The sequence below is a fragment of the Paraburkholderia piptadeniae genome, from assembly GCF_900007165.1.
GTDB lineage: Bacteria > Pseudomonadota > Gammaproteobacteria > Burkholderiales > Burkholderiaceae > Paraburkholderia > Paraburkholderia piptadeniae.
Window position 1 is genome coordinate 1 of the sequence record NZ_CYGY02000146.1, and the last position, 21,033, is coordinate 21,033.

Annotated in this window: 19 protein-coding genes and 1 pseudogene; 7 read left to right on the forward strand and 13 right to left on the reverse strand. The window is 58.2% G+C overall.

Going from position 1 to position 21,033, the window contains the following annotated elements; genetic code table 11:
- Nucleotides 1-68: 68 nt before the first annotated feature.
- Nucleotides 69-188, forward strand: a pseudogene (locus BN2476_RS47530) (IS6 family transposase); the annotation flags it as partial.
- 21 nt (nt 189-209) lie between these two features.
- On the opposite strand, the gene BN2476_RS42975 reads toward BN2476_RS47530, so the two are convergent.
- On the reverse strand, nt 210-1,535 hold the full coding sequence (locus tag BN2476_RS42975; protein ID WP_087740204.1) for a dicarboxylate/amino acid:cation symporter: 1,326 nt from the start codon (nt 1,533-1,535) through the stop codon (nt 210-212).
- Nucleotides 1,536-1,555: 20 nt separating this feature from the next.
- The gene (locus tag BN2476_RS42980) at nt 1,556-1,966 is read right to left on the reverse strand and encodes a RidA family protein (protein ID WP_087740221.1); all 411 of its coding nucleotides are present in this window, start codon (nt 1,964-1,966) and stop codon (nt 1,556-1,558) included.
- A gap of 105 nt (nt 1,967-2,071) precedes the next feature.
- On the opposite strand from BN2476_RS42980, the gene BN2476_RS49045 reads away from it, so the two are divergent.
- Complete coding sequence (locus tag BN2476_RS49045) at nt 2,072-2,371, forward strand: helix-turn-helix domain-containing protein (RefSeq protein ID WP_235851229.1); 300 nt, start codon at nt 2,072-2,074, stop codon at nt 2,369-2,371.
- 44 nt (nt 2,372-2,415) lie between these two features.
- On the opposite strand, the gene BN2476_RS42990 is transcribed toward BN2476_RS49045, so the two are convergent.
- From BN2476_RS42990 to BN2476_RS43000, 3 genes are all read right to left on the reverse strand, one after another.
- A complete protein-coding gene (locus BN2476_RS42990; RefSeq protein ID WP_087740205.1) occupies nt 2,416-3,546 on the reverse strand; it encodes a DSD1 family PLP-dependent enzyme in 1,131 nt (376 codons plus the stop codon).
- 106 nt (nt 3,547-3,652) lie between these two features.
- Nucleotides 3,653-4,567, reverse strand: a complete 915-nt coding sequence (locus BN2476_RS42995) for a LysR family transcriptional regulator (protein ID WP_087740206.1) — start codon at nt 4,565-4,567, stop codon at nt 3,653-3,655.
- 377 nt (nt 4,568-4,944) lie between these two features.
- Nucleotides 4,945-5,922, reverse strand: coding sequence for a LysR family transcriptional regulator (locus BN2476_RS43000; RefSeq protein WP_087740207.1), 978 nt, complete (start codon nt 5,920-5,922; stop codon nt 4,945-4,947).
- Between the two features lie 139 nt (nt 5,923-6,061).
- Here BN2476_RS43000 and BN2476_RS43005 point away from each other — a divergent pair, with 139 nt between their 5' ends.
- Complete coding sequence (locus BN2476_RS43005; RefSeq protein ID WP_087740208.1) at nt 6,062-8,389, forward strand: NADP-dependent malic enzyme; 2,328 nt, start codon at nt 6,062-6,064, stop codon at nt 8,387-8,389.
- A gap of 340 nt (nt 8,390-8,729) precedes the next feature.
- On the opposite strand, the gene BN2476_RS43010 is transcribed toward BN2476_RS43005, so the two are convergent.
- The 4 genes from BN2476_RS43010 to BN2476_RS43025 are packed head-to-tail and all read right to left on the reverse strand — an operon-like array spanning nt 8,730 to nt 12,748.
- Complete coding sequence (locus BN2476_RS43010) at nt 8,730-9,611, reverse strand: alpha/beta fold hydrolase (RefSeq protein ID WP_235851230.1); 882 nt, start codon at nt 9,609-9,611, stop codon at nt 8,730-8,732.
- 2 nt (nt 9,612-9,613) lie between these two features.
- Nucleotides 9,614-10,996, reverse strand: coding sequence for an MFS transporter (locus BN2476_RS43015; protein ID WP_087740210.1), 1,383 nt, complete (start codon nt 10,994-10,996; stop codon nt 9,614-9,616).
- Nucleotides 10,997-11,027: 31 nt separating this feature from the next.
- On the reverse strand, nt 11,028-11,903 hold the full coding sequence (locus tag BN2476_RS43020; protein ID WP_087740211.1) for an alpha/beta fold hydrolase: 876 nt from the start codon (nt 11,901-11,903) through the stop codon (nt 11,028-11,030).
- Nucleotides 11,904-11,917: 14 nt separating this feature from the next.
- Nucleotides 11,918-12,748 (reverse strand): sugar phosphate isomerase/epimerase family protein, encoded by an 831-nt coding sequence (locus tag BN2476_RS43025; protein WP_087740212.1) that lies wholly within the window; start codon nt 12,746-12,748, stop codon nt 11,918-11,920.
- Between the two features lie 207 nt (nt 12,749-12,955).
- On the opposite strand from BN2476_RS43025, the gene BN2476_RS43030 reads away from it, so the two are divergent.
- Nucleotides 12,956-13,735, forward strand: a complete 780-nt coding sequence (locus tag BN2476_RS43030; protein ID WP_087740213.1) for an IclR family transcriptional regulator — start codon at nt 12,956-12,958, stop codon at nt 13,733-13,735.
- 5 nt (nt 13,736-13,740) lie between these two features.
- Here BN2476_RS43030 and BN2476_RS43035 read toward each other — a convergent pair whose 3' ends face one another.
- Genes BN2476_RS43035 through BN2476_RS43050 form a run of 4 tightly spaced genes read right to left on the reverse strand, consistent with a single transcriptional unit; the run spans nt 13,741 to nt 17,112 of the window.
- A complete protein-coding gene (locus tag BN2476_RS43035) occupies nt 13,741-14,538 on the reverse strand; it encodes a sugar phosphate isomerase/epimerase family protein (protein WP_087740214.1) in 798 nt (265 codons plus the stop codon).
- A gap of 17 nt (nt 14,539-14,555) precedes the next feature.
- A complete protein-coding gene (locus tag BN2476_RS43040; protein WP_087740215.1) occupies nt 14,556-15,422 on the reverse strand; it encodes an intradiol ring-cleavage dioxygenase in 867 nt (288 codons plus the stop codon).
- 11 nt (nt 15,423-15,433) lie between these two features.
- A complete protein-coding gene (locus BN2476_RS43045) occupies nt 15,434-16,513 on the reverse strand; it encodes a maleylacetate reductase (protein ID WP_087740216.1) in 1,080 nt (359 codons plus the stop codon).
- Nucleotides 16,513-17,112, reverse strand: a complete 600-nt coding sequence (locus BN2476_RS43050) for a nuclear transport factor 2 family protein (RefSeq protein ID WP_087740217.1) — start codon at nt 17,110-17,112, stop codon at nt 16,513-16,515. Before BN2476_RS43050 ends, BN2476_RS43045 begins: the two co-directional genes overlap by 1 nt.
- Before the next feature lie 222 nt (nt 17,113-17,334).
- Between BN2476_RS43050 and BN2476_RS43055 the strand changes: the two genes are divergently transcribed.
- The 3 genes from BN2476_RS43055 to BN2476_RS43065 all read left to right on the forward strand — a co-directional run bounded on the left by BN2476_RS43055 (nt 17,335) and on the right by BN2476_RS43065 (nt 20,742).
- The gene (locus BN2476_RS43055) at nt 17,335-18,408 is read left to right on the forward strand and encodes a Gfo/Idh/MocA family protein (protein ID WP_087740218.1); all 1,074 of its coding nucleotides are present in this window, start codon (nt 17,335-17,337) and stop codon (nt 18,406-18,408) included.
- Nucleotides 18,409-18,477: 69 nt separating this feature from the next.
- Nucleotides 18,478-19,830, forward strand: coding sequence for an MFS transporter (locus tag BN2476_RS43060; protein WP_087740219.1), 1,353 nt, complete (start codon nt 18,478-18,480; stop codon nt 19,828-19,830).
- A 48-nt stretch (nt 19,831-19,878) separates the two neighbouring features.
- Complete coding sequence (locus BN2476_RS43065) at nt 19,879-20,742, forward strand: shikimate dehydrogenase family protein (protein WP_087740220.1); 864 nt, start codon at nt 19,879-19,881, stop codon at nt 20,740-20,742.
- Nucleotides 20,743-21,033: the final 291 nt, after the last annotated feature.

Sequence of the window (21,033 nt, forward strand, 5' to 3'; positions counted from 1 at the left end):
TCATTTTGTTAACGCCTGTAAATGCGGGTAGTGATATATGACAATCAACAGCTGTGGCGCAATAAGCCAAGCAGGGCAGCACAGTCGATTTCCTGCTGCGCGCCGATCGTGACAACAAGGCCACCGCGCGCCGCTACTTCGAGAAGGCGATTGACCAGAATGGTGTGGCAGTGTGTCTGGTTTTAGATGTGGGAAGTTGGCGTCTGGGGTCAGGATGAGCGCGCGGCACTGTATCCGGTGGACGGCGTCGCCTGTTCATTGGGGCTGGTGCCGATGGCGGCCTCTTCGTTTTCGGGGGTGCCGGCAGGAGCGAGTTCACCTTCCCATTTTGCAACGACGGCCGTGGCGATACTGTTGCCCAGCACGTTGGTCGCCGTGCGCCCCATATCCAGAATCTGGTCGATGCCCATTACGAGCAGCAATCCAGCTTCTGGCAAGTGGAACATCGGGAGAATTGCGGCCACGACCACCAGCGAGCCGCGTGGTACGGCAGCCATGCCCTTGCTGCTCACCATGAGGATCAGAAGCATCGTTATCTGGATGCCGATGGGCATATATACGCCAAACGCCTGAACAATGAAGATGGCCGCGAACGCCTGGTAGACCATGGAGCCGTCCAGGTTGAATGAATAGCCGAGCGGCAGAACGAAGCCGACGAGACGCTTTCGTACGCCAAATTCCTGCAGAACTTCGGTCAGCTTCGGGTAGGCGGCTTCGCTGCTTGCAGTGGAGAAGGCAATGATCATCGGTTCGCGGATGCTCTTGAACAGTTGACCCATGCGGCAACCAAGGGCCGCGCGGCCCGCGAAATATAGCGCGCCCCACAGAGTGAATAGGGCAACGTAGAACCATCCGATGAGCTTGCCGTACGTTAAGACGATCCCCAGGCCTTGTGAAGTCACCGCACCCGCGATTGCGGCGAAAACGCCGACAGGTGCGAACAGCATGACAGCATTCGTCGCGCGAAGCATGACGTCCATGAGACCGTCAATCGAGCGCTTCAGGAACTCGCCGGGGAGACCGGGAACTTTGCCAAGCGCCATGCCGAAGAACAGCGAGAACACCAGGATCTGCATAATCTGGTTGCTTGCCATTGCTTCGATAACGCTGCTTGGGAACATGTGGGTCAGAAAGTCCTTGAAGTTCAGCGCGTTCGTTTGCAGGTGGGTCGAAGCATCCGCTGCAGGTAGCGGCAGATTCAGATGTGCGCCCGGTCGCGCGATGTTGACGAACAGCAGACCAATGGTGAGAGAAATCAGCGACGCGACGACGAACCATCCGATCGTTTTCGCGCCGATGCGACCAATTGACTTGCCGCCATCCATGCTCGAAATGCCAGAGACGAGCGTAGCGAAGACGAGTGGTGCGATGATCATTTTGACCAGTCGAAGAAAGATGCCCGTCACGACGCTAAAGTCGGCGGCGATGGTTTTTGCGGTTGCTTCATCTCCCGCATACTGGTTGCAGGCGTATCCGACAAGGACACCCAGTACCATACCGAACATAATCCAATGGGCGAGTTTTAGTCTTTTCATGACGGCGCCTCTCCTGATTTTCAGACCGTAGTGACCAAGGCGACGCCTTCCACTTCGACTGCGGCGCCGTAATGGAGGGAAGTCGATTGCGCAACGGCTCGTGCTGGCCTATGGGTGCCAATCCATTCGGCGTAGAGCTTGTTGAAAACTGGCCAATGTTCAATATCCGAAACGAACACCCGGATCTGAACCAACCGATCGCGAGTAGTACCAGCAGCGTTTAGGCAAGCGTCCACATTGCGGAGGACCTGGTCTACTTGCGTTTCAAAAGGTTCGTCACTCAAGGGCTTTCCTGTCGTATCAATGGGCAATTGTCCGGAGACGAAGACGAAGACGTTCGCGACGCAAACGTGCGAGTAGTGACCAGCGGGGGGCGGCATGTCAGGCGCGTTCGAACAAGTAATGATCGAAGTCTGAGGTTCAGTGGACATTTCATAATCCTGGATGAAGCGAGCCAGACAAAACCAGGTACTCGCTGTTTGCAAATACCAGACGGATGTCTTGACTCGGGAGGGCACTATTTCGCAGCACCCTGCTTGAACGTTGATGCAACGCTGTTCCGCAGCATTTCGACATTGTTGGAGCAGTCCTCGCTGTCAAAGAAAGACAGGGCGAAGGCGTCAATTGACCCATCGGCTGCGGACTCGATTCGCGAGCGTATTGACCGATTCGCGGTCAGCGTGGCGACGACGGCGCAGGCTCTAAAAACGGACCAGAGAAAAGCATTGATGCGGGCGCTCAAGGAGAAGAGATATCTCCAATTGCACAAATCCATGGAAACGGTTGCGCAACATTTGGGCGTTTCTCGGGCGACCGCCTATAACGACGCGAAGTAGTATCGAATGCCGAAAAGCATGGCATCCGATACTTGTTCGATTGCTTACCAGCCGTAGAAACGCGGCCAGGCTTCAGTCGAACCGTCAGTATTCACCGCCTGATATTCCGGATGCTGCGCGCCGGTGGCGCAGGCGTGGTTGGGCAAGATGCGCAGCCGTGTGCCGATCGGCAACGTCTCCGTAATATTGACGTCCGGTTTGGAGACACGGGCAACGATGCCGTGCTCCTGGTTTGCTCCGCTGACGAGATAGTCGCCGAGCACTCGCCCGTCTTCAGTGCAAACCTGCCCGTATCCAAAATCGTGGGCCTGTTTTTGCGTGCCGCGGTCCCGGCTCAGTGCCATCCAGCCCGCATCGACGATTGCCCAGCCCTTGTCCTCCTGGTGGCCAATGACAGTCGTCAACACAGAAAGTGCGATATTTTCCAGATCACAAACACCGACGTTGTGCATGACGAGGTCGAACATCACGTAAACGCCGGCACGAACCTCAGTGACGCCCTCAAGATGCTCCGCGGAGAGTGCGGTCGGCGTAGAGCCGACACTGACGACGGGGCAGGGTAGGCCTGCGGCACGAAGGCGTTCTGCCGCGCGCACTGTACGGCTGCGCTCTTGCTCAGCAATTTGCACGAGTGCGGCCCGTGTGTTGTACTCGTAGCTTGAGCCAGCGTGTGCGAGGACCCCACCGAGAGTCATGCCGCCCTCGACCAGCGCCCTGCCCACCTCGACCAGCAGATCATCGTCGGCCTGTATGCCTGACCGATGTCCGTCGACATCAATTTCCACCCAGACTTCGAAGCGCTCATCATGTTCGCGCCCAAAATCGGCAACCGCGCGAGCTACCTGAAGGCTATCGACGACAATCTTGAGGTCACAGCCTTGTTGGCGCAGCGCAAGCGCTTGCGGGAGTTTCGTCGGCACGATGCCGACCGCGTAGACGATGTCGCGAACGCCGTTCATAAAAAACTGTTCAGCTTCCTTGAGCGTCGAAACCGTGATGCCGCAGGCACCAGCTGCGACTTGTGCCTCTACGACCTGCTTGCACTTTGTCGTTTTGACGTGGGGGCGAAATCTGACTCCGAGCTTGTCGAGTTGCGATTGCATACGGTCAATGTTGTGGCGCATGCGTGCCACATCAATCAGGGCTGCAGGGGTGTTCAGGGTGTGAATGCTCACGTTGCTGTCTCGTAGTGGGGCCTGTGTGACAACTATATGCGCAGTCCTTTCTCCTGTGTTTAACGAACGTATAATCCGGAATTAAGCACAGTTAAATCCATGAGAATTATCCGCGGCGTCTCCATGGAGCTGGGTTAAGGAAGGCCCTTGCGGTCTCCAGAAAGATACGCTGTCTGATGGACATGCCTGTTCGTGAGGGCAGCAGCGCTGTCACGGGAGCAGGGGGTAGATCCCAGTCCGGCAGCAACCGGACGAGTTTTCCGGTCGCGAGTAAGCGGGCGACATCCCACTCGGAACGCTCGACGATGCCGAGCCCGGCCAATGCCCAATCGGTAATCACTGTCCCGTCGTTTGCGGACAACTTGCCAGACACGCGTAGGACTGTGGTCCGCTTTGGGTCGCTCTTCAGGGAAAAGCGCCAGCGGGGCAGGTCTTCATCGTTTTCCCGCAAGCAAATACAGTGATAGTTGACCAGGTCCGCTGGTTGATTCAGTCCCTTGATGCTTTTCGCGTATGCGGGGCTTGCACACAGAAGCCGATCGTTGGGTGCGAGCGGATAGCCAACCCAGGATGAGGACTTGAGCTCGCCTATATGTATCACCACGTCCGCACTGGCAGCGTTGACCAATGGACTTTCTGACAGGTGGAGCGACACTTCAAGCCCGGGATGCGACCGGTGGAGTTTGCGCACTATCTGCGAGACGTAGGTTCGCCCGAATCCGAACGGAGCGACGACGCGCAGAGAGCCCGTTACCTCGCCGTTCTCTCCGGAGATATGTACCGGCAACGCTTCGACTCGTTCAAGAATTTCAACGGCCTCCTGGTGCAGGCGCTGTCCTTCCTCAGTGAGTGCAATGCCCTTGGCCTTCCGCACGGCGAGCCGGATGCGTAGTCGTTCCTCCATCCGCTGCAAGCGAATCGTGACCGCAGGCGGTGTCAGGTTCAGCAACTGCGCCGCCGAGGCCAGTGAGCGAGAGACGCCCACGGCGCGTATGAGACGTAGGTCGTCCAGATCCAGCATTTAATGCTCCTTAACGGCAGCGCGATACGCAATTTGACCAAGTAGCCTTCTAGCAACCTGTCGTGAGAAGCTCGGTCACGCTGAGTCCTTGCCTGTGGTGCCGTTTGTCAGCGGTGCTAGCAGGATGACGACAGTGGCTCACGCGTTCCAGACAGGTGGCAAGTGGACGTTACCTAAATAGTTGATATTGTTTGAAGGGAATGCCGTTGCGAACCACGACCGCATAGCCGGCATGGGGCAGTAAGTCGCCCTTCGGCGCCCGGCCCGGCGGTGTACTCGCATAGTTTGCCGAATTTCATTCGGTGGGCGCAAGCATACGATCATGCGGGCGCAATAGAAACGGGTCACGTTTCTCAAGCAGGGCCTCGCGACCAACGCTACCCGAGCGACGCTGGTTCGTTCACTACCGTGGTCTGATATTGCGCACGCAATGATGCTGCGAAAATCCTGTCTATCTCGCGCGGAATACCTGGGCGGGTGAACAGCGTAACGGGTGGCAATGTCCAGTCGAACGCATAGGGGACAATCGCCACGCCCGCAATCCGTACGAGTTCTTCCGCAACGTCTGCCGGCATGATGGAGACGGCGTTCTCGTTCAGTGCGACCGTCTCGCCGATCAGCCGCGGCGAAAGGCTTTCGACAACAGGAAAGGGCGGTGTAACGCTGGCGTGCAGGAACAGATCGGATATCTGGTCGCGCATCGGGGTTTGCGGCGCACCGAGAATCCAGTCGAGTTCGGCGAGTTTTCGCCAGTTCATTCCGCTGCGTGAGAGTCTGGCGGCGAGGCGTCGGCAAGCAATCAGCCGGGGCTTTTGCTGATGAAGTACTTCGAAATGCAGATTGTCGAGGTCGACGCTCGACGATGCCCGTCCGATCACAATGTCGAGCGTATGGTCGCGCAACTGAGACATTAGCCCTTCGCTCGTGCCTTCGTGTATGGAAAAAGTGAGCCGCTGCGAAATCTGCGACTGCGTATGGCGGATCGCCGCCGCCAGAGTCTTTCCGGAAATGAAGGAAATCACGCCAATGTGAAACCGCGTCGCGTGACCGGAGATCAGCGCGCCGACATCGGATGCGAGGTGGTCGAGATCGTGCAGCATCGACTCAGCGCGTGAGAGGACGGTTGTGCCGAGCGCCGTCGGAATCATGCCGCGCGAGGAACGCTCGAACAGCGAGCCCCCGAACATGTCTTCCAGTTCAGCGAGGGCATTCGTGATGGCCGGCTGACTGCTCGCCATGTGCTCGGCTACGCGTGTAAGAGAACCATGTTGCCGTATCTGCAGCAACAACATGAGATGGCGCATTTTCAGGCGTGCGCTCAGGCGCCTTATCACTTCGTCTGTGGTGAATGACACGATAGTGGGAATCCAGACATAACAAAAAGGTGATGCCCCGATAATAAAACAAAATAAACCCCGAATGCCTCGTTCCTAGAATGTGTCCAATGACGATCAGCCGGGATGGGCCCGGCGTACACATAGGAGCACGGCACATATGGACAGGACCGAACGCGAGGCAGCCCTGCAGTATCACGAGTTTCCTACGCCGGGGAAGATATCCGTGAGCGCAAGCAAACCGCTCGTCACGCAGCGCGATCTCGCACTCGCCTATACGCCCGGCGTGGCGGTCGCATGCGAGGAAATCGTGGCGGACCCGCGCGAGGCGTTCCGTTACACAAGCCGGGGAAACCTGGTCGGCGTGATCACGAACGGCTCGGCGGTACTGGGTCTCGGCAATATCGGTGCGCTTGCGTCCAAGCCGGTGATGGAGGGCAAGGCTGTCCTGTTCAAGAAGTTCGCGGGCATTGATGTCTTCGACATCGAAATTACGGAGACCGATCCCAACAAGCTCGTGGATATCATCGCGAGTCTCGAGGCGACATTTGGCGGGATCAATCTGGAGGACATCAAGGCGCCCGATTGCTTTATCGTCGAGCAAAAGCTACGCGACCGGATGAAGATTCCCGTTTTCCATGACGACCAGCACGGTACTGCGATCACCGTGTCCGCCGCGTTTCTCAACGGTCTGAAAGTGGTGGGCAAGGACATCTCGAAGGTGAAGGTCGTCACTTCAGGCGCAGGTGCCGCGGCGCTCGCGTGTCTCGAACTGATGGTCGATCTCGGACTGCCACGCGAAAACGTCTGGGCCACCGACATCGAAGGTGTGGTCTATCAAGGACGCACGGCAGCGATGGACCCCGACAAGGCGCGCTTTGCACAGGTCACGTCGGCGCGGGTGCTGTCCGATGTCATCGAAGGTGCCGACGTGTTCCTTGGGCTTTCGGTGGGTGGCGTGCTGACGCCGGAAATGGTGAAGCAGATGGGGCCGCGTCCGCTGATTCTCGCGCTCGCCAATCCGACGCCGGAGATCTTTCCTGAGAAAGCGCGCGAGGCCCGTGATGACGCGGTCATTGCGACGGGCCGTTCGGACTATCCGAATCAGGTCAACAATGTCCTGTGCTTTCCATATGTGTTCCGCGGTGCGCTGGACGTTGGTGCGACCAGCATCACGCGGAACATGGAAGTGGCCGCCGTTCACGCGATCGCCGGTCTCGCGCAAGAGGAACTGAACGACTCGGTCGCCGCCGCATATGGTGCGTACGATCTCTCCTTCGGGCCACAATATCTGATTCCAAAGCCGTTCGATTCCCGGCTTATCGTTCGCATCGCACCCGCCGTCGCAAAGGCCGCGATGGAGGATGGCGTGGCTACGCGCCCGATTGCCGATTTCGATGCTTACGCGGATCAGCTTCAGCAGTTCGTCTATCACTCCGGCGCGTTCATGAAACCGTTGTTCGCCGCTGCAAAGCAATTCGTGCGCGAGGGTGGGAACTCGCGCATCGTCTTCACGGAGGGCGAGGAGGAGCGTGTTCTGAGGGCGGTTCAGGTGATCGTCGACGAGAAGCTCGCGCGGCCGATTCTTGTCGGCCGGCCGGAAGTGCTGCTATCGAGAATAGAGAAATTCGGGCTGCGGCTGAAGCTGGGCGAGGACGTCGAGGTCACGAATCCAGAAAACGACGAACGCTTTCACCAATACTGGACGACGTATTGGGAACTGCGGTGCCGCGATGGGATTACGAAGGAAATGGCGCGTGTTGAAATGCGCCGCCGCCTGACGCTGATCGGCGCCATGATGGTACGACTGGGCGACGCGGACGGGATGATATGTGGAACTGTCGGTGCTTATCACAAGCATCTGCGCTTCATCGACGAAGTGATCGGCAGGAAACACGACGCACAAACTTATGCGGCCATGAATATCCTGCTGCTCGACAAGCGCACGCTGGCACTCGTCGACACACACGTCAACGACAACCCCACTGCTGAACAGATTGCAGAGTTCACGATTGCGGCCGCAGCGCAAATGGCATGGTTGAATCTGTCGCCAAAAGTTGCGTTGTTATCGCGTTCGAACTTTGGCTCGGCCAGTTCTGCGTCGGGCGAGAAGATGCGGAAAGTACTTGCACTCGTCAGCCAAAAGGCACCCGACATCGAGATCGACGGTGAAATGCACGGAGATTGCGCGCTGGATGAAGCGCTGCGTCAGCGTGTTTTACCCACGTCGCGACTGAAGGGCGCCGCCAATCTGCTGGTCTGTCCGAATGTCGATTCGGGAAATATTGCGTATAACCTGCTTAAGACAGGGGCAGGAAGTAATGTCGCCGTGGGGCCGTTCCTGCTCGGCGTCAACGCACCCGTCAACATAATGACGTCCAGTTCGACGGTTCGTCGAATCATCAATATGACCGCGCTCACGGTGTTGCAGGCAAATCGCGATGAGGTACAAAGCAACGAGAGGAACCGAAACGCTGACGTGAGTTAACCTGCGGACGTCGGGCAGATGAGATCGATATGCAAGGAGTGGTGCTCGACACGACTCCTTGCAGTGGAAGTAAATCTCGCCCTTCGCCGTCGCTCTCGCTGACGATGTACGGCTCGCCGAGCAGATGCCGGTATGCGTGGCGTTCCTGGATGTCCACCCGGACCGCGTCGATCGTCGCCGTGATCAGCAACCGGGCGTGAATCGAATCCCGCGATACACCCTGTTTCCATAGATAACCCTGTCACGTGTGGGTGAGTGTCGACCTTCACCTCAGGAAGTCCGGCATGGCACACGCCGCCTCAACCGGACGTTCCTCCAGAAGCCAGTGATTCGTTTCGATTCACGCTACGCAGTTTCTATTTGATATGAATTCGCTCAACGCTTCGGCGAATTCGACGGGCCGCTCTTCAGGAACATAGTGACCACAGTCGTCAAGGACGATCTCCGAGACATTCGCCGCGACGCGTCTAAGCGTTTGAGCGGAGGCCGGACCATAACCCCATTGCGCGCCAATACTCAACGCGGGCATCGAAAGTGGCGTCTTGCCCCAGATGACGTTGTCTTGCCTGTCGAGCGGCAAGGTCCTGTAGTAACTAAAGGAGCAACGCAGCGCACCTGGCCGGGCGAGGGCGCGAGCGTAGACTTCCACGTCGTCGTTGCTGATCGAATCGGGGGCGAATACGCCAACGGTCTCACGGCGCACGAAGTGGTTCACGAAGAGAAACTCGCGACCTTCCACGAGCGATTCCGATATGTCACCGGCCATGTTGAAGCCGAAGTGCCAGCTTCCACCGCGCGATACGTCCATCGCTTCTTCCTGTCCGAATGCGGGAAGACTGCTTTCGACAAAGACGAAGTGGCTGACCGCTTCCGGCCACTGCGCGGCGTACGCATACGCGACGTGACCGCCCAAATCGTGACCGACTATCGCGACCTTCTCTATACCGAGCCCTTCGACCAGTTCATGAAGCTTGCGCGCGATGGTTTTCTTGTCGAAGCCGGACTCGGGTTTCGAGGAATCGCCGAAGCCGGGGAGGTCGGGCGCGATGACATCGAACTGCTGGCTCAGCAGAGGTATGACACGCCGCCACGCCCAGGACGTTTGCGGCCAGCCATGCAGAAGCAGCACGGCTTGTTTCGCGCCGGCCGCGGTGCTGCGACGATAGGCTAGTCGTCCATCGCGCAGACGATAAGAGCGAAATGGAATGTTTTCGTGGGTCATCTTCATTCTCTTGCGAAAGTGGCGGCATCTTCGATGCTTGACGCCTGCATGTCGGCAGAAGGGACATCGGCCGCGAAGATGCTCTTGATGGAAATGGCGACCGTGCCGATCGCCATCGGAACGCAAAGTGCGGCAAACACGGCATTGAAGCTCCAGCTGGTCGCAAGCAGAACGCCGCCCATAGCCGCGCCGCTGATTGCGCCGAACCTACCTATACCCTGTTCCCAGCTCGTACCCGTCGCGCGCACCGAAGTGGGATAAAAGCGCGCGGCCAGGGCGACATAGCCGACATTCAGGCTGTTCATGCAATATCCCATCGCGCATACGAGCACACTCGTAGTGATGAACGTGCGCTCGGTGGCTGCGATGCACAGCGCGCACAGGCCGGCGGCTACATGTGTTGCACCTAGCACCTTGTGCGGCGAATAACGGTCCATGCACCAGCCGACTGCCAGCGAACCCAGTGCGCCGCCGGCCTGGCCAAACGTCGCGATCAACGAGGCGTCGCTCAGGCTCATGCCTGCGTCCTTGATCATCAGCGGGAGCCAGCTATTGATGAGGTAGAGCGTAAAGAGCGTCGCGAACACGCCTATCCAAAGACTCAGGGTTCCGACGATATACCCGCGCCCGACGATGATCGCCACCTTGCCGCTCCCGTTATCCGCAATGCCGTCCGATACGTGGACGACCGTGCCGGCACGCAGGACACCCGGCGCGAGCTTCTGCATGATGCGTTGAACCGCCAACCTCTTGTCATGACGTGTCGCGAGAAATCGAATGGACTCCGGCAGCGCGAAGATCATCAGGATGCCGAGTGCGAGCGGCAGCACGCCGCCAGCGAACATAACGGCGCGCCAACCGGATAGTTCGATGAGGACGTTGCTGGCAACGCCGCCGATCGCGCCGCCGATCGCGAAGCCTGCATACACGAACGTGATCAGAAAATTGCGGTGCCTTGCGGGTGCGTACTCCGAGACCAGCGTTGCAGTGTTGGGCATGGAGGCGCCCAGACCGAGTCCCGTCAGAAACCGCAGTAGCGTCAGGGTCCACAGATCGTTCGCAAAGGACGAGGCGAGACTGAAGAAGCCGAACAGAAAAACCGATGAAACGACGACCGCCTTCCTGCCGAGCCGGTCGCCAATCGGGCCAGCCGTGAGAGCGCCGACGGCAAGACCGAAAAGCCCGCTCGTGAAAACCGGCGATAGTGCGACGCGCGCGATCTTCCAGTCGGCGACAAGAGCCGGCGCAACGAACCCCACGGCAGTGGTATCCATTCCATCCAGCATTAGCACCAGCAAGCCCAACATAACGACGCGAACCTGGAAGAGACTTAACGGGCGGTCGTCCAGGAACGTCTTGATGTCGATTTTCGATTCGGATTCCACGCAAATGTCTCCATTGTTTGTTTGTGTGTGCTCAGCGGCAAAACTGAATCATCGCCTCGATGAAGCGCTCCGGCTGCTCTTCGGCGACGAAGTGGGCGGCGTCTGGAATCGATACGCTTGTCACGTTCGATGACACCGTGGCAAGGCGTTCGCCGACGCGGCCGGCCCAGCGCTTTTCGCCGCCAATGGCGAGCACCGGGAGTTTTTCGGGAAGTCGTCCTGCGCTGCGGTTGTCAATTGCGTCCTGAGGGAACTGGCGGTACATCTCCATGGCGCATCGAAATGCACCCGGGTGCTTGTACGCCTCGACATACTCGCTGATGTCTGGAAGCGAGATAGAGCCTCGACGGAATGTTTGCTGATTGATGAACGAGCTGATGTACACGTGCTCCCGTCCGCCGACGATCAAGGCTTCAGGCAGATCACGCTTTTGATGAAAGGCGAAATGCCAGACATGCGGATCCGCGATCACCTGATCCCAGTCACCGATACCGGGAATGGTCACATCGATGATCGTGAGCGAACGCGCGTCATAGCGGCTCGCGTAAGCGTAGGCAATCATCCCGCCGATATCGTGACCGACAATATGCGCGGGTGCTCCATGCAGGCTCTCGACAAGAGCGTGGAGATCGGCGGCCATCTCGCGCTTCGTATATCCGGACGCGGGCTTGTCCGACAGGCCAACGCCCTTGAGGTCCGGTGCGACGACGGTATATCGCTCTCCCAGTCCGGCGATGACGCTATTCCAGCACCACCAGTTTTGCGGGAAACCGTGAATGAGGAGCATCAGCGGCGCGGAATCCAGCGCCTTGCCACCGATCACATAGTGCAGATTGACATCGTTCACGATTGCGGACCGATGCTCGAATGACGGAGGCAATTGAACAGCATCTTGAGAAAAACGCATGGAAGAATGCTCCGTTAATTCGGGTAATCGATCACGCTGCGCTTTAGCGCATCGGCAGACGCGTTCAAATCTTCCAGTGGTGACGAGGAAATGATTTCGAGGATGGGGGTTGCGGAAACTCCCGTTTCTTTCACCGCACTCAGGATTTCATGAAAGCGCACCGTTCCAAGTCCGATACGGTCATGGCGCCACTGGCTGCGTGTGCCATCAGAAAGATGGAGTTGCCCGATGCGATTGCCCGATCGCCTGATCGCGTCGGGCTGATCTTCTCCGACGAATTCCGCGTTCGAGACGTCGTAGGCAATCAGAAGCCTTTCATGAGGCAATCCGTCGATGAAGGCAAGCATTGCGTCAGTAGTCGGAATGGGCGTTTGCGGATGAAGCTCCAGGAAGATTTTTTGATCGAGTCGCTCTGCGATGCGAAGAAGCTGCTCCAGGCTGTCGCGAAGCAGAAGCTCAGAATCGGTCCTGGACGGAGGGAACAGCGATGACACCCTGCCGGGGACCACAACCACGGCGCCAGCGCCGAGATCCGAGGCAAGTTGCATCGTGCTGGTGTAGACCTCAACCGAATAGCGGCGGAACGGTTCGACACGACTGACCAGGTTCAGGTCGAGCGCTGGAAGATTGAGCGACTCGACGCGAAGGCCTTCGCTTCTCAGGGTGCCGGCCAGACTCGACCTGTCGTTAGCGGAGAGTTCATCTGGCCAAAGATGTCCGGGGACGACCAGGGCGTCGAAATCGTTCAGGCCGATCGCTTGCATCTTCCGCATGGCGGCGAGCGCTGTGTCTTGCCACATGAATGAGAAGGTGCTGCCTCCAAAACCTTGCGCGACTTTTTCCATGTGCTCCTCGTGAGTGTGCGTTGAGATGATCGACGTGTTGTCCTCATCTCGAATACGAAATCTTATTGTGAACGAGTTCCGTGGAGGGAACAAGGGGTTTTTTGCGACCGTTTCTTGTGTGACGTATACAATGCGGCAGGATCGGCACCTTGACATCTGGAACACATCAGATAATATGTTTCCATATAGAAACATGAGTCATATACTATGCACGCGAACGAAATTGGGGCAGCGAGTACCGTAAAGTCGGCTGACCGGACGCTTGACGTTCTTGAGCTTCTTGCTCATTGGGGCCGCGAGATGTCACATGCGGAGATAGCCGAGGCGCTCGACATTCCAAAAAGTAGCTTAACGAAGCTCATCCGCAACCTCACGGACCGCGGCTACCTACGTTTCGTGGCCGAAACCAAGGGTTACCGGCTCGGAGACACAATCCTCAAGCTCGCGCAGCAGTCGAATCAGATGCGAAGCCTGATCGCATGTGCAGAACCCGTTTTGCGCGACATCACACAACAGACTGCGGAGTCATGCGCGCTCAACCAGCTTAAAGGCGAACAGGTGGAAGTCGTTGCCACGGTCATCAGTCAACAACGGCTCCAATCTCACATGCGGCTCGGTGATCTGGCACCGCTTTATGCGGTGTCTGGAGGCAAGGCAATCCTCGCTCACCTTCCCGACGTGATGCGCGAGGAATACATGCGATCGGTGACATTCGAGCGCTTCACGAAAAACACCATTTCTACGAAGAAAGCCTTGATTGCGACGCTCGAGGATGTGCGCAAGAAAGGCTTCGCGACTTCAATGGAAGAATTCACGCCGGGCATCGTTGGGGTTGGTGTGCCAATTCTGTCGGCTAATGGCTTTCCGCTTGGTTCGCTGAATCTTGCGATCCCCTCGGTGCGTTATTCGAGCGACATCGGTGAGCGCGCGGTTGCGATACTGATGGCGGCGGCGGCGAGAATTCAACGCCAGTACTTTGGAGCATGACGCTTTCAGGCGAGAAAGCGCTGCATCCGCTCCATGATCGTGCGTGCCTGCCGATCGAAAGGATGACCTCGCAATTCGAGGGTCGGAGCTTCGACGGCAAGCGTCAGATTGGCGGGCAGTCTGGTCAGCAGCTCGCGCAATGGAAGCTCGCCTTCGCCGGGCTGACGCCGTGCGGTACGCGCTTCGGTCCGCCGTTCGTCGACCGAAGCTGGCGATAACCGTGGGCCGTCACTAATCTGTATATATTCGACGAGGCGCTGTTCGATGGCGGCGATATCGTCGACGGTGGCGCCGGAGCGAAATACCTGCAGCGTGTCAATCAGTATTCTCGCGTTGGGCTGGCGGCTTTCGCCGATCAGCGAGAGGGCGCTGTCTAGCGTACCGATCGGGCAGTAGGTGATCAATTCGAGGCCGACTGTCATGTCAAATCGAGCCGCCGCTTCGCAGAGCGCGCAGAAGTTGTCGAAGAGGCGAGCCCGGTCGTTGTCGTAGCCGACTGCAAGCGCATGCCTCGCGCCCAGACGATAGCCCGCCTCGAGGGCCGGAAGCAATTCGTCGATGCGTGTGCCGGCTTGCAACCAGATCGCTTCGATATCGAGCAGCCCCACACCGGTCGCTTCGGTTCTTGCCGCGAGTTCGCGAATGAGAGCGGGATTGTGCGCTACGTCGACAATCGTGTCGGCACTCGTGGGCGCGACGACGCGCAAGCCGTAATAATCGAATCCACCGGCAACCGCGGCATCGGCGAGTTGAAGAGGGTGCGCATCGAGCATCGTCAGGTGATGAAGAGAAAGTCTGTGCATGAGTCTCTCCGGGAGATCTACGATTGGCTGGGAAGCACGAATCGGTACGTGAGCAGCATCGTGTTCGGGGCGACTTCGTGCCCACCGGGGCTGACGTGCCCATCTATCTTCAGAAGCTTCGTTATGAGGGCATCTTTCACGCCGAACACGACATCCGAATCGAGATAGGGGTCGTCGTCGATGAAGACATGCGTCACGATGGTCTCGTAACCCGGCGCACTCAACTTGAAGTGCACGTGCGCAGGGCGAAACGGATGACGTCCCTGTGCGTCGAGCATCTTGCCGACCGGGCCATCGTCAGGAATCGGGTAGGCGGCCGGCACGACGGATCGATACCAGAAGCGGCCGTTTGCATCAGTACGGAAGCGAGCGCGCATGTCCAACGCCGACTTGCCGGTGGCGCGCTGGACGTCATACATGCCGCTCCCGTCGGCGTGCCATGTCTCGATCATCGCGTTTGCGATTCCATTGCCGTGTGCGTCTTCAACCGTGCCTTCGACGATTAGCGGCATTCCCCCGGGCTCGCGCGAGATGTTTGCGCCCGACTGAAGGTCGGCGGCTTCTTCCACGTAAAACGGGCCGAGCACGGTGGTTTGTGTCGCGTCACCATTGAAGCGATGATTGATCGCATCGACAAGCATGGAGACGCCAAGCGTGTCCGACAACAGGATGAACTCCTGCCGCGTGTCCGAGCACATCTGTCCAGTGTCGGTGAGGAAGGCAATGGCGCGGGACCATTCCGCTTCCGTCGGTTCTATCTCTTTTACAAAGGCATGCAGGTGACGCACGAGTGCCTCGCTGATCTTGCGCGTGCGCGGGTCAGTGCAGGCAATCATTCTATCGAGCACGGCCTGTGTGATGTTGTCTTCGTTGAAGTTTCGCATTGGGGACATCCTCATTCCATCGGCTGGGGCGGCGACCCTTTCCATGCCCGCCGAAGCATGTTGCCGAGCGCGGGAACGTCGGGCGCTCGCGGGTTCGAGTAAGTGTTCTGCATGATCAACTCCACGGCGCGATCGATCCCCGTCTCGGGCATGCCGAGCGCCTCGAGGGAAACGGGCAAATCAAGGTTGGTGGCGAGATCGTAGAGGCCGGTCCAGGCGTCGCGTGCCTTCAGCGCGCGTGCGATTCGGGCCATTGAGGACGGCGCGGAAAAGGCGTTGTAGGCGGCGACATGCGAAATCATGACCGCATGTGTCGGCGCATGCGCGAGGTCGAACGCTCCGCCGAGGACGTGGCAAATCTTGTGATGCAAGCCCATTCCGACGGTCCCGAGACACGTCCCGCAAAGCCATGCGCCGTATTGAGCGGCGCGTCGCGCCTCGATGGAATCGGGCGCTTGCACGATGTGAGGCAACGACTTTGCCAGCGCCGCGATGCCCTCTTCGGCCATTAACGAGGTAATCGGATTCGCGTCCGCCGCATACAGTGCTTCGACTGCATGCGCAATGGCATTGAGACCGCTCGCGCTGCTCAGGGTGACGGGCAGGCTCAGCGTCAGCTCGACATCGTAGATGACGACTTCAGGCAGTACGTCCAGCGTGCGCTGAGTGGACTTTTGCCCATCACGGGTCTCACCAATGATGGGCGTGACTTCGGAACCGGCGTAGGTTGTCGGTAACACTATTTGCGGCAAACCAGTACGCAATGCAATCGCCTTCGAGAGGCCGATGGACGAACCGCCGCCGATTGCAATCACGCAATCGATCCGCGAGCCTTCCACGACCTCGAGCGCTCGCTGTGTCACAGGCCAGGGGGTGTGCATCGTGGCATCGGCGAAACGGCTGACTTGTCGAGCGTCGAGCCGTCGCGCGATATCTTCGCCGAGCGCAGCCTGATCGCGCGTCGTGACGATCAAGGGACGTGCACAGTTCAGCCTTCCGACTTCGGCGGCCACTTCCTCACGCTTTCCCGCGCCCATAATCACGCGCGCCGGGAGCGCGTTGTACGTGAAAGCGTCGAGTTGACCACCCATTACAGACGTCCCGTTTCGAGCCACGCGCGGCCGCGCTCATACAGCGCTTCGACGGCGGAGCCGGTGAGTCCAGGCATGTCACGTTTGACGGCGTAGCCGATCTTCGTCTGGATATAGGCTAGATGGCGATAGCCTTCGGGAAAGCGGCAAAGTATTTCGGTATCGAGATCCAGCTTCACCCCGGTTTCAACCGGATCCAGACGGTCCTTTTCGTAGATCGGCTGACGCAAGTGCAGCAGCCACGCACCATCAACCTTTTCGTAGAAGTCATAGAAGCGGCCGGTGCAGACGACATCGCAGAGGTGACCGTCCACGTCTCCTCGCTGTGAAATTGTCATTTTGGTCTGCGCAATTGCCCGGGTGCCAGCGAGGTCGATCGACGTTCCGCCAAGAAAATGCAGGATGCTCACCCCGCGCCTCCACCCCTCTTGCGTCACGCGTATGAACTCGGCGCCCGTGCCCTGAAACCAGGTTGCCATCATCACACCCTCCGGGTGCCAAAGCTTTGCGAAGCGATCCCAGTCTCCGGCATCGCGCCAGACGGCCCAGTTTTCAATCGCCTCGCGAATCGCGAGGCGCTCAAGCATCAAATCATTCATCAAAATTTCCAGTTCATGAGTGGGAATGCGTTCTCATAGTGGTTTTATTTGCCGGTAGAGTCAAGCCTAATTTTTCGTGGCTTCGGGATAAACCCCTATTTGTTCCAGCATGGAAACTGCGCGACGAAAATCGTTGACTTTCGATTCATCCGATTTCTACAATTCCAATCGGTCATGTACAGAAACATGTTTCCGTTTATATTTTTTGGAAGGTGAATCGGAATGCGGCAGATCAACGTTGCGGTAGTCGGTGCGGGAGTCATCGGCAAGCGCCACATCCGGGAGATCGCAAATAACGATCAGTGCAGGCTCGCGGCCATTGTCGATCCATCGCCGGAGGCTGCGGCTCATGCCGCTTCCCAGGGCGTGCCGCTTCATAGGGACTATCGCGAACTGCTGGAGGAAGATCGCATCGACGCGGTCATCGTATGCACGCCAAATGGAACGCATGTAGAGGTCGGCACTGCTTGCATCAGCCGGAGCATTCCAGTTCTCGTCGAAAAGCCTATCGCCGATGACCTGGCGTCCGCACGCGCTTTCGCCGACGCCTCGCGCGTTGCGCGTGTCCCGGTGCTCGTCGGACATCATCGACGGCACAACCCAGCCGTGCGTGCGGCAAAGAAAGCGATCGTCGAGGGGTGTATCGGCGACGTGGTGGCCGCAAACGTCATGTGCCTCGCTTATAAGCCCGAGGCCTATTTCGCAGTGCCATGGCGCCGCCGCGCCGGCGGTGGTCCGATCCTGATCAACATGATCCATGAGATCGATTTGATCAGGCATCTTTGCGGTGAGGTCGTTACCGTGCAGGCGGCTTCAACGAACCGGACCCGAGGGTACGAAGTCGAGGACTCTGCAGCGTGCACCCTGGAGCTCGAGAGCGGGACAGTCGCCAACATCAGCCTCTCCGATACCGCCGCGTCCCCGTGGAATTGGGATACGGCTGCGGGGGAGGATCGGCAGCTCTTTGATTATCGGCCGGTGCCTACGCATTTCTTCGCAGGTACGGACGGTGCGCTTTCGTTGCCTGATTGCGCGCTCTGGTCTTACGTCGGTGAAAAAGGCCGCGACCGTCCCATTCATGAACAGCGCATATCAATGGAAGAGGGGAATGTGTATGCAAACCAATTGCGCCATTTCGTCGATGTAGTTCGCGGCACGGCCGAGCCGCTTACCAGTGCGCAGGACGCCACGCAGACGCTTGCGGTGACTCTTGCAGTGATGGAAGCCGCGCAGACCGGGCGAAAGATTGATTTGCGCACCGATGCGCGGTTCAAAGCAGTAGGAGGCGCTACTTAGAACGGTTGGGGGCATGAAAGGGATCGCTTTGAGCCCAATCGAACCTTAAGAACAATTACGGAGACTCGAATGTCTGCTGTCAAGCAACTGAAGATTCAGGAGTTTCTCGAAACACGCGCTTTCGGCGCGTTCCATTGGAGAATCCTGCTGCTTGGATTGACTGTATTGATACTCGACGGGTTCGACGTCGTTGCAATGGGCTTTATCGCGCCGGCGATCATTGATGATTGGAAACTCGGTCATGTCGCACTAGGTCCCGTCCTGACCATGGGGCTCTTTGGCCTGGCGATCGGAGCCTTGACGGGAGGACCACTGGCCGACCGCTTCGGCAGGCGGAAAATCGTGATCGGCGCAGTTTTTTTCTTTGGCGTGATGAGCCTGCTCTCTGCCTGGTCGCCGAACGTCGCCGCGCTTTCGGTGATGCGCTTTTTGACCGGACTCGGACTCGGCGCAGCGCAGCCGAACGCGGCGACTCTTGCGTCTGAGTATGCCCCGAGAAAGTACCGCTCGATCATGGTGACCGTGATCTATTGTGGCTTCACGCTGGGTGCTGCCGGTGGAGGCTTTCTGTCGACTTATCTGATCGCTCGGCACGGCTGGCAGTCAGTACTTGTGGTCGGCGGCATTGTCCCGATCGTTTTTGCCATTGTCCTGGCGATCATGCTTCCTGAGTCCGCAAAATTCCTGGCGGTAAGGCAAGGCGCACGCGACGCGCTGATGCGGGTCCTCGGCCAGATCGAACCGTCTGTGGCAGACTCATCGACCACGTTTGTTACGACCGAGCATGCTCACGTAGGGCAGGGCGCAATCCGGCTCATTGTGAGCAAGCCTCATACGAGGGTGACGCTAGCGCTTTGGGTTGGTCTTTTTATGAACCTGATGACAGTCTATTTTCTCAATAGCTGGCTACCCATCATGCTGAAGGGTAATCACTTTTCGCTCAGCGAAGCGGCGCTCGTCGCGGCCATGATGCAAGTAGGCGGCACCCTCGGGAATATCGTCATTGGGTGGGAAATGGATCGCTTCAAAGCGCACAGGGTCATGATGGGGACTCTTTTCGTCGCAGGGGGCTTCACGGTGATCCTGGCAAAGATGTCCTTCGCGCTGTTTGGTTTGATGACAATGGTTTTCCTGCTCGGCTACTGCACGAACTCCACGAACACCGGATGGACTGCCATGGCCGCAAGCTACTATCCGACGGAGATGAGGGCCACCGGGACAAGCTGGATGACAGGTATAGGGCGCTTCGGAGCCGTATCTGGGGCTTATGCAGGTGCGATCCTGCTGAGCTTGAATTGGAGTTTCGGTGAACTCTTTATGTTCCTGACAATACCAATTGGTATTTCAATCGTCGCCGCATACCTCGGCTGTCGCCGTAGCGACAGGACGATGCCGTTGCTGCGAAATGCACCGTCTAGATAAAAACATACTACTGTGGTCGTGGAATGCGGCCGCGCCAAGGAGTAGATAATGGTCGAAAGTTCGAAGCTGGCAGACGAAAAGCGCTTGCTTGACGCACCCGTTGATGCGCTGACGCGTCTCTTTTACATCTTGGGTTCACCCATCGCACATGTCCGGGCACCGGTGGTCTGGAGCACGCTCATGCGGCGGTATGGCGTGAACGCGCTAATGCTGCCTGCGGAAGTGTCCGCTTCAAACTTCGATACGGTTATGAAAGGCTTGAAGCTCACCGAAAATGTCGATGGAGCGATCTTCACCATGCCGCACAAGGTCGCTGCGATGAATCACGCGGACGTTTTGACGGAGCGTGCGCAGCGCGTCGGTTCCCTGAATCTTCTTCGCCGACGCGCCGACGGTGCCTGGGAGGGCGACAATGTCGATGGGGCCGGTTTTCTCGCGGGCTTGCGGGCGGATGGCGTTAGCCCGGATGGTGCCAACGTCTATCTGCATGGCTGCGGCGGCGTGGGCGGGTGCATTGGATGGACGCTCGCAATGGAAAAAATCGCTAGCCTCACTGTCAATGATGTCGATGAACACCGCGCGCGTGATTTGGCGCGTTCCATTGCCGCTGTATCCAACGCGCGCGTGACAACCGGCTCGCCGTCGATGGGGGAAATCGATATCGCCATTAACGCGTCCCCCGTTGGTCTAAATGCCGACGATCCCTTGCCTTTCTCTGTCGAAGCACTGCCTCCGCATGCAACCGTTGCAGACGTAATCATGGAGCCTTCCATGACCGCGCTGCTTGGGTCGGCGCATCGCCGCGGACTCCATGTTCATCACGGACGAAACATGATGAATCACGCCATGCCGATAGCGGCGGCTTTTTTCGGCTTGCCGGCATCATTCGACTGGAATGGAGAGGCCCTGTAAGGCAACGCGCAGGGGGGAGCTTTTTCATGGGGCATTGCTTGTTCCCAGTATTGACTGGCTGACTACTGGAGATATTGATTCATTCCTGCACGACCTTGCAGCCCGCTGGAAACCCAGTTCACGCGGTGTCGTTTGCACGAGCCCGCGCGGCTATTTGCGCTTTCGTGCGATGTGAGGTGACGCTATCTATACCGACGTACAACTGCAAACCCTTCTGATAGAGACTGACTGCCCGCCTTGATCGGGCAGAAGTCGACTCAACCCGACGCACACGAGGTCCGGCAAGGCGCG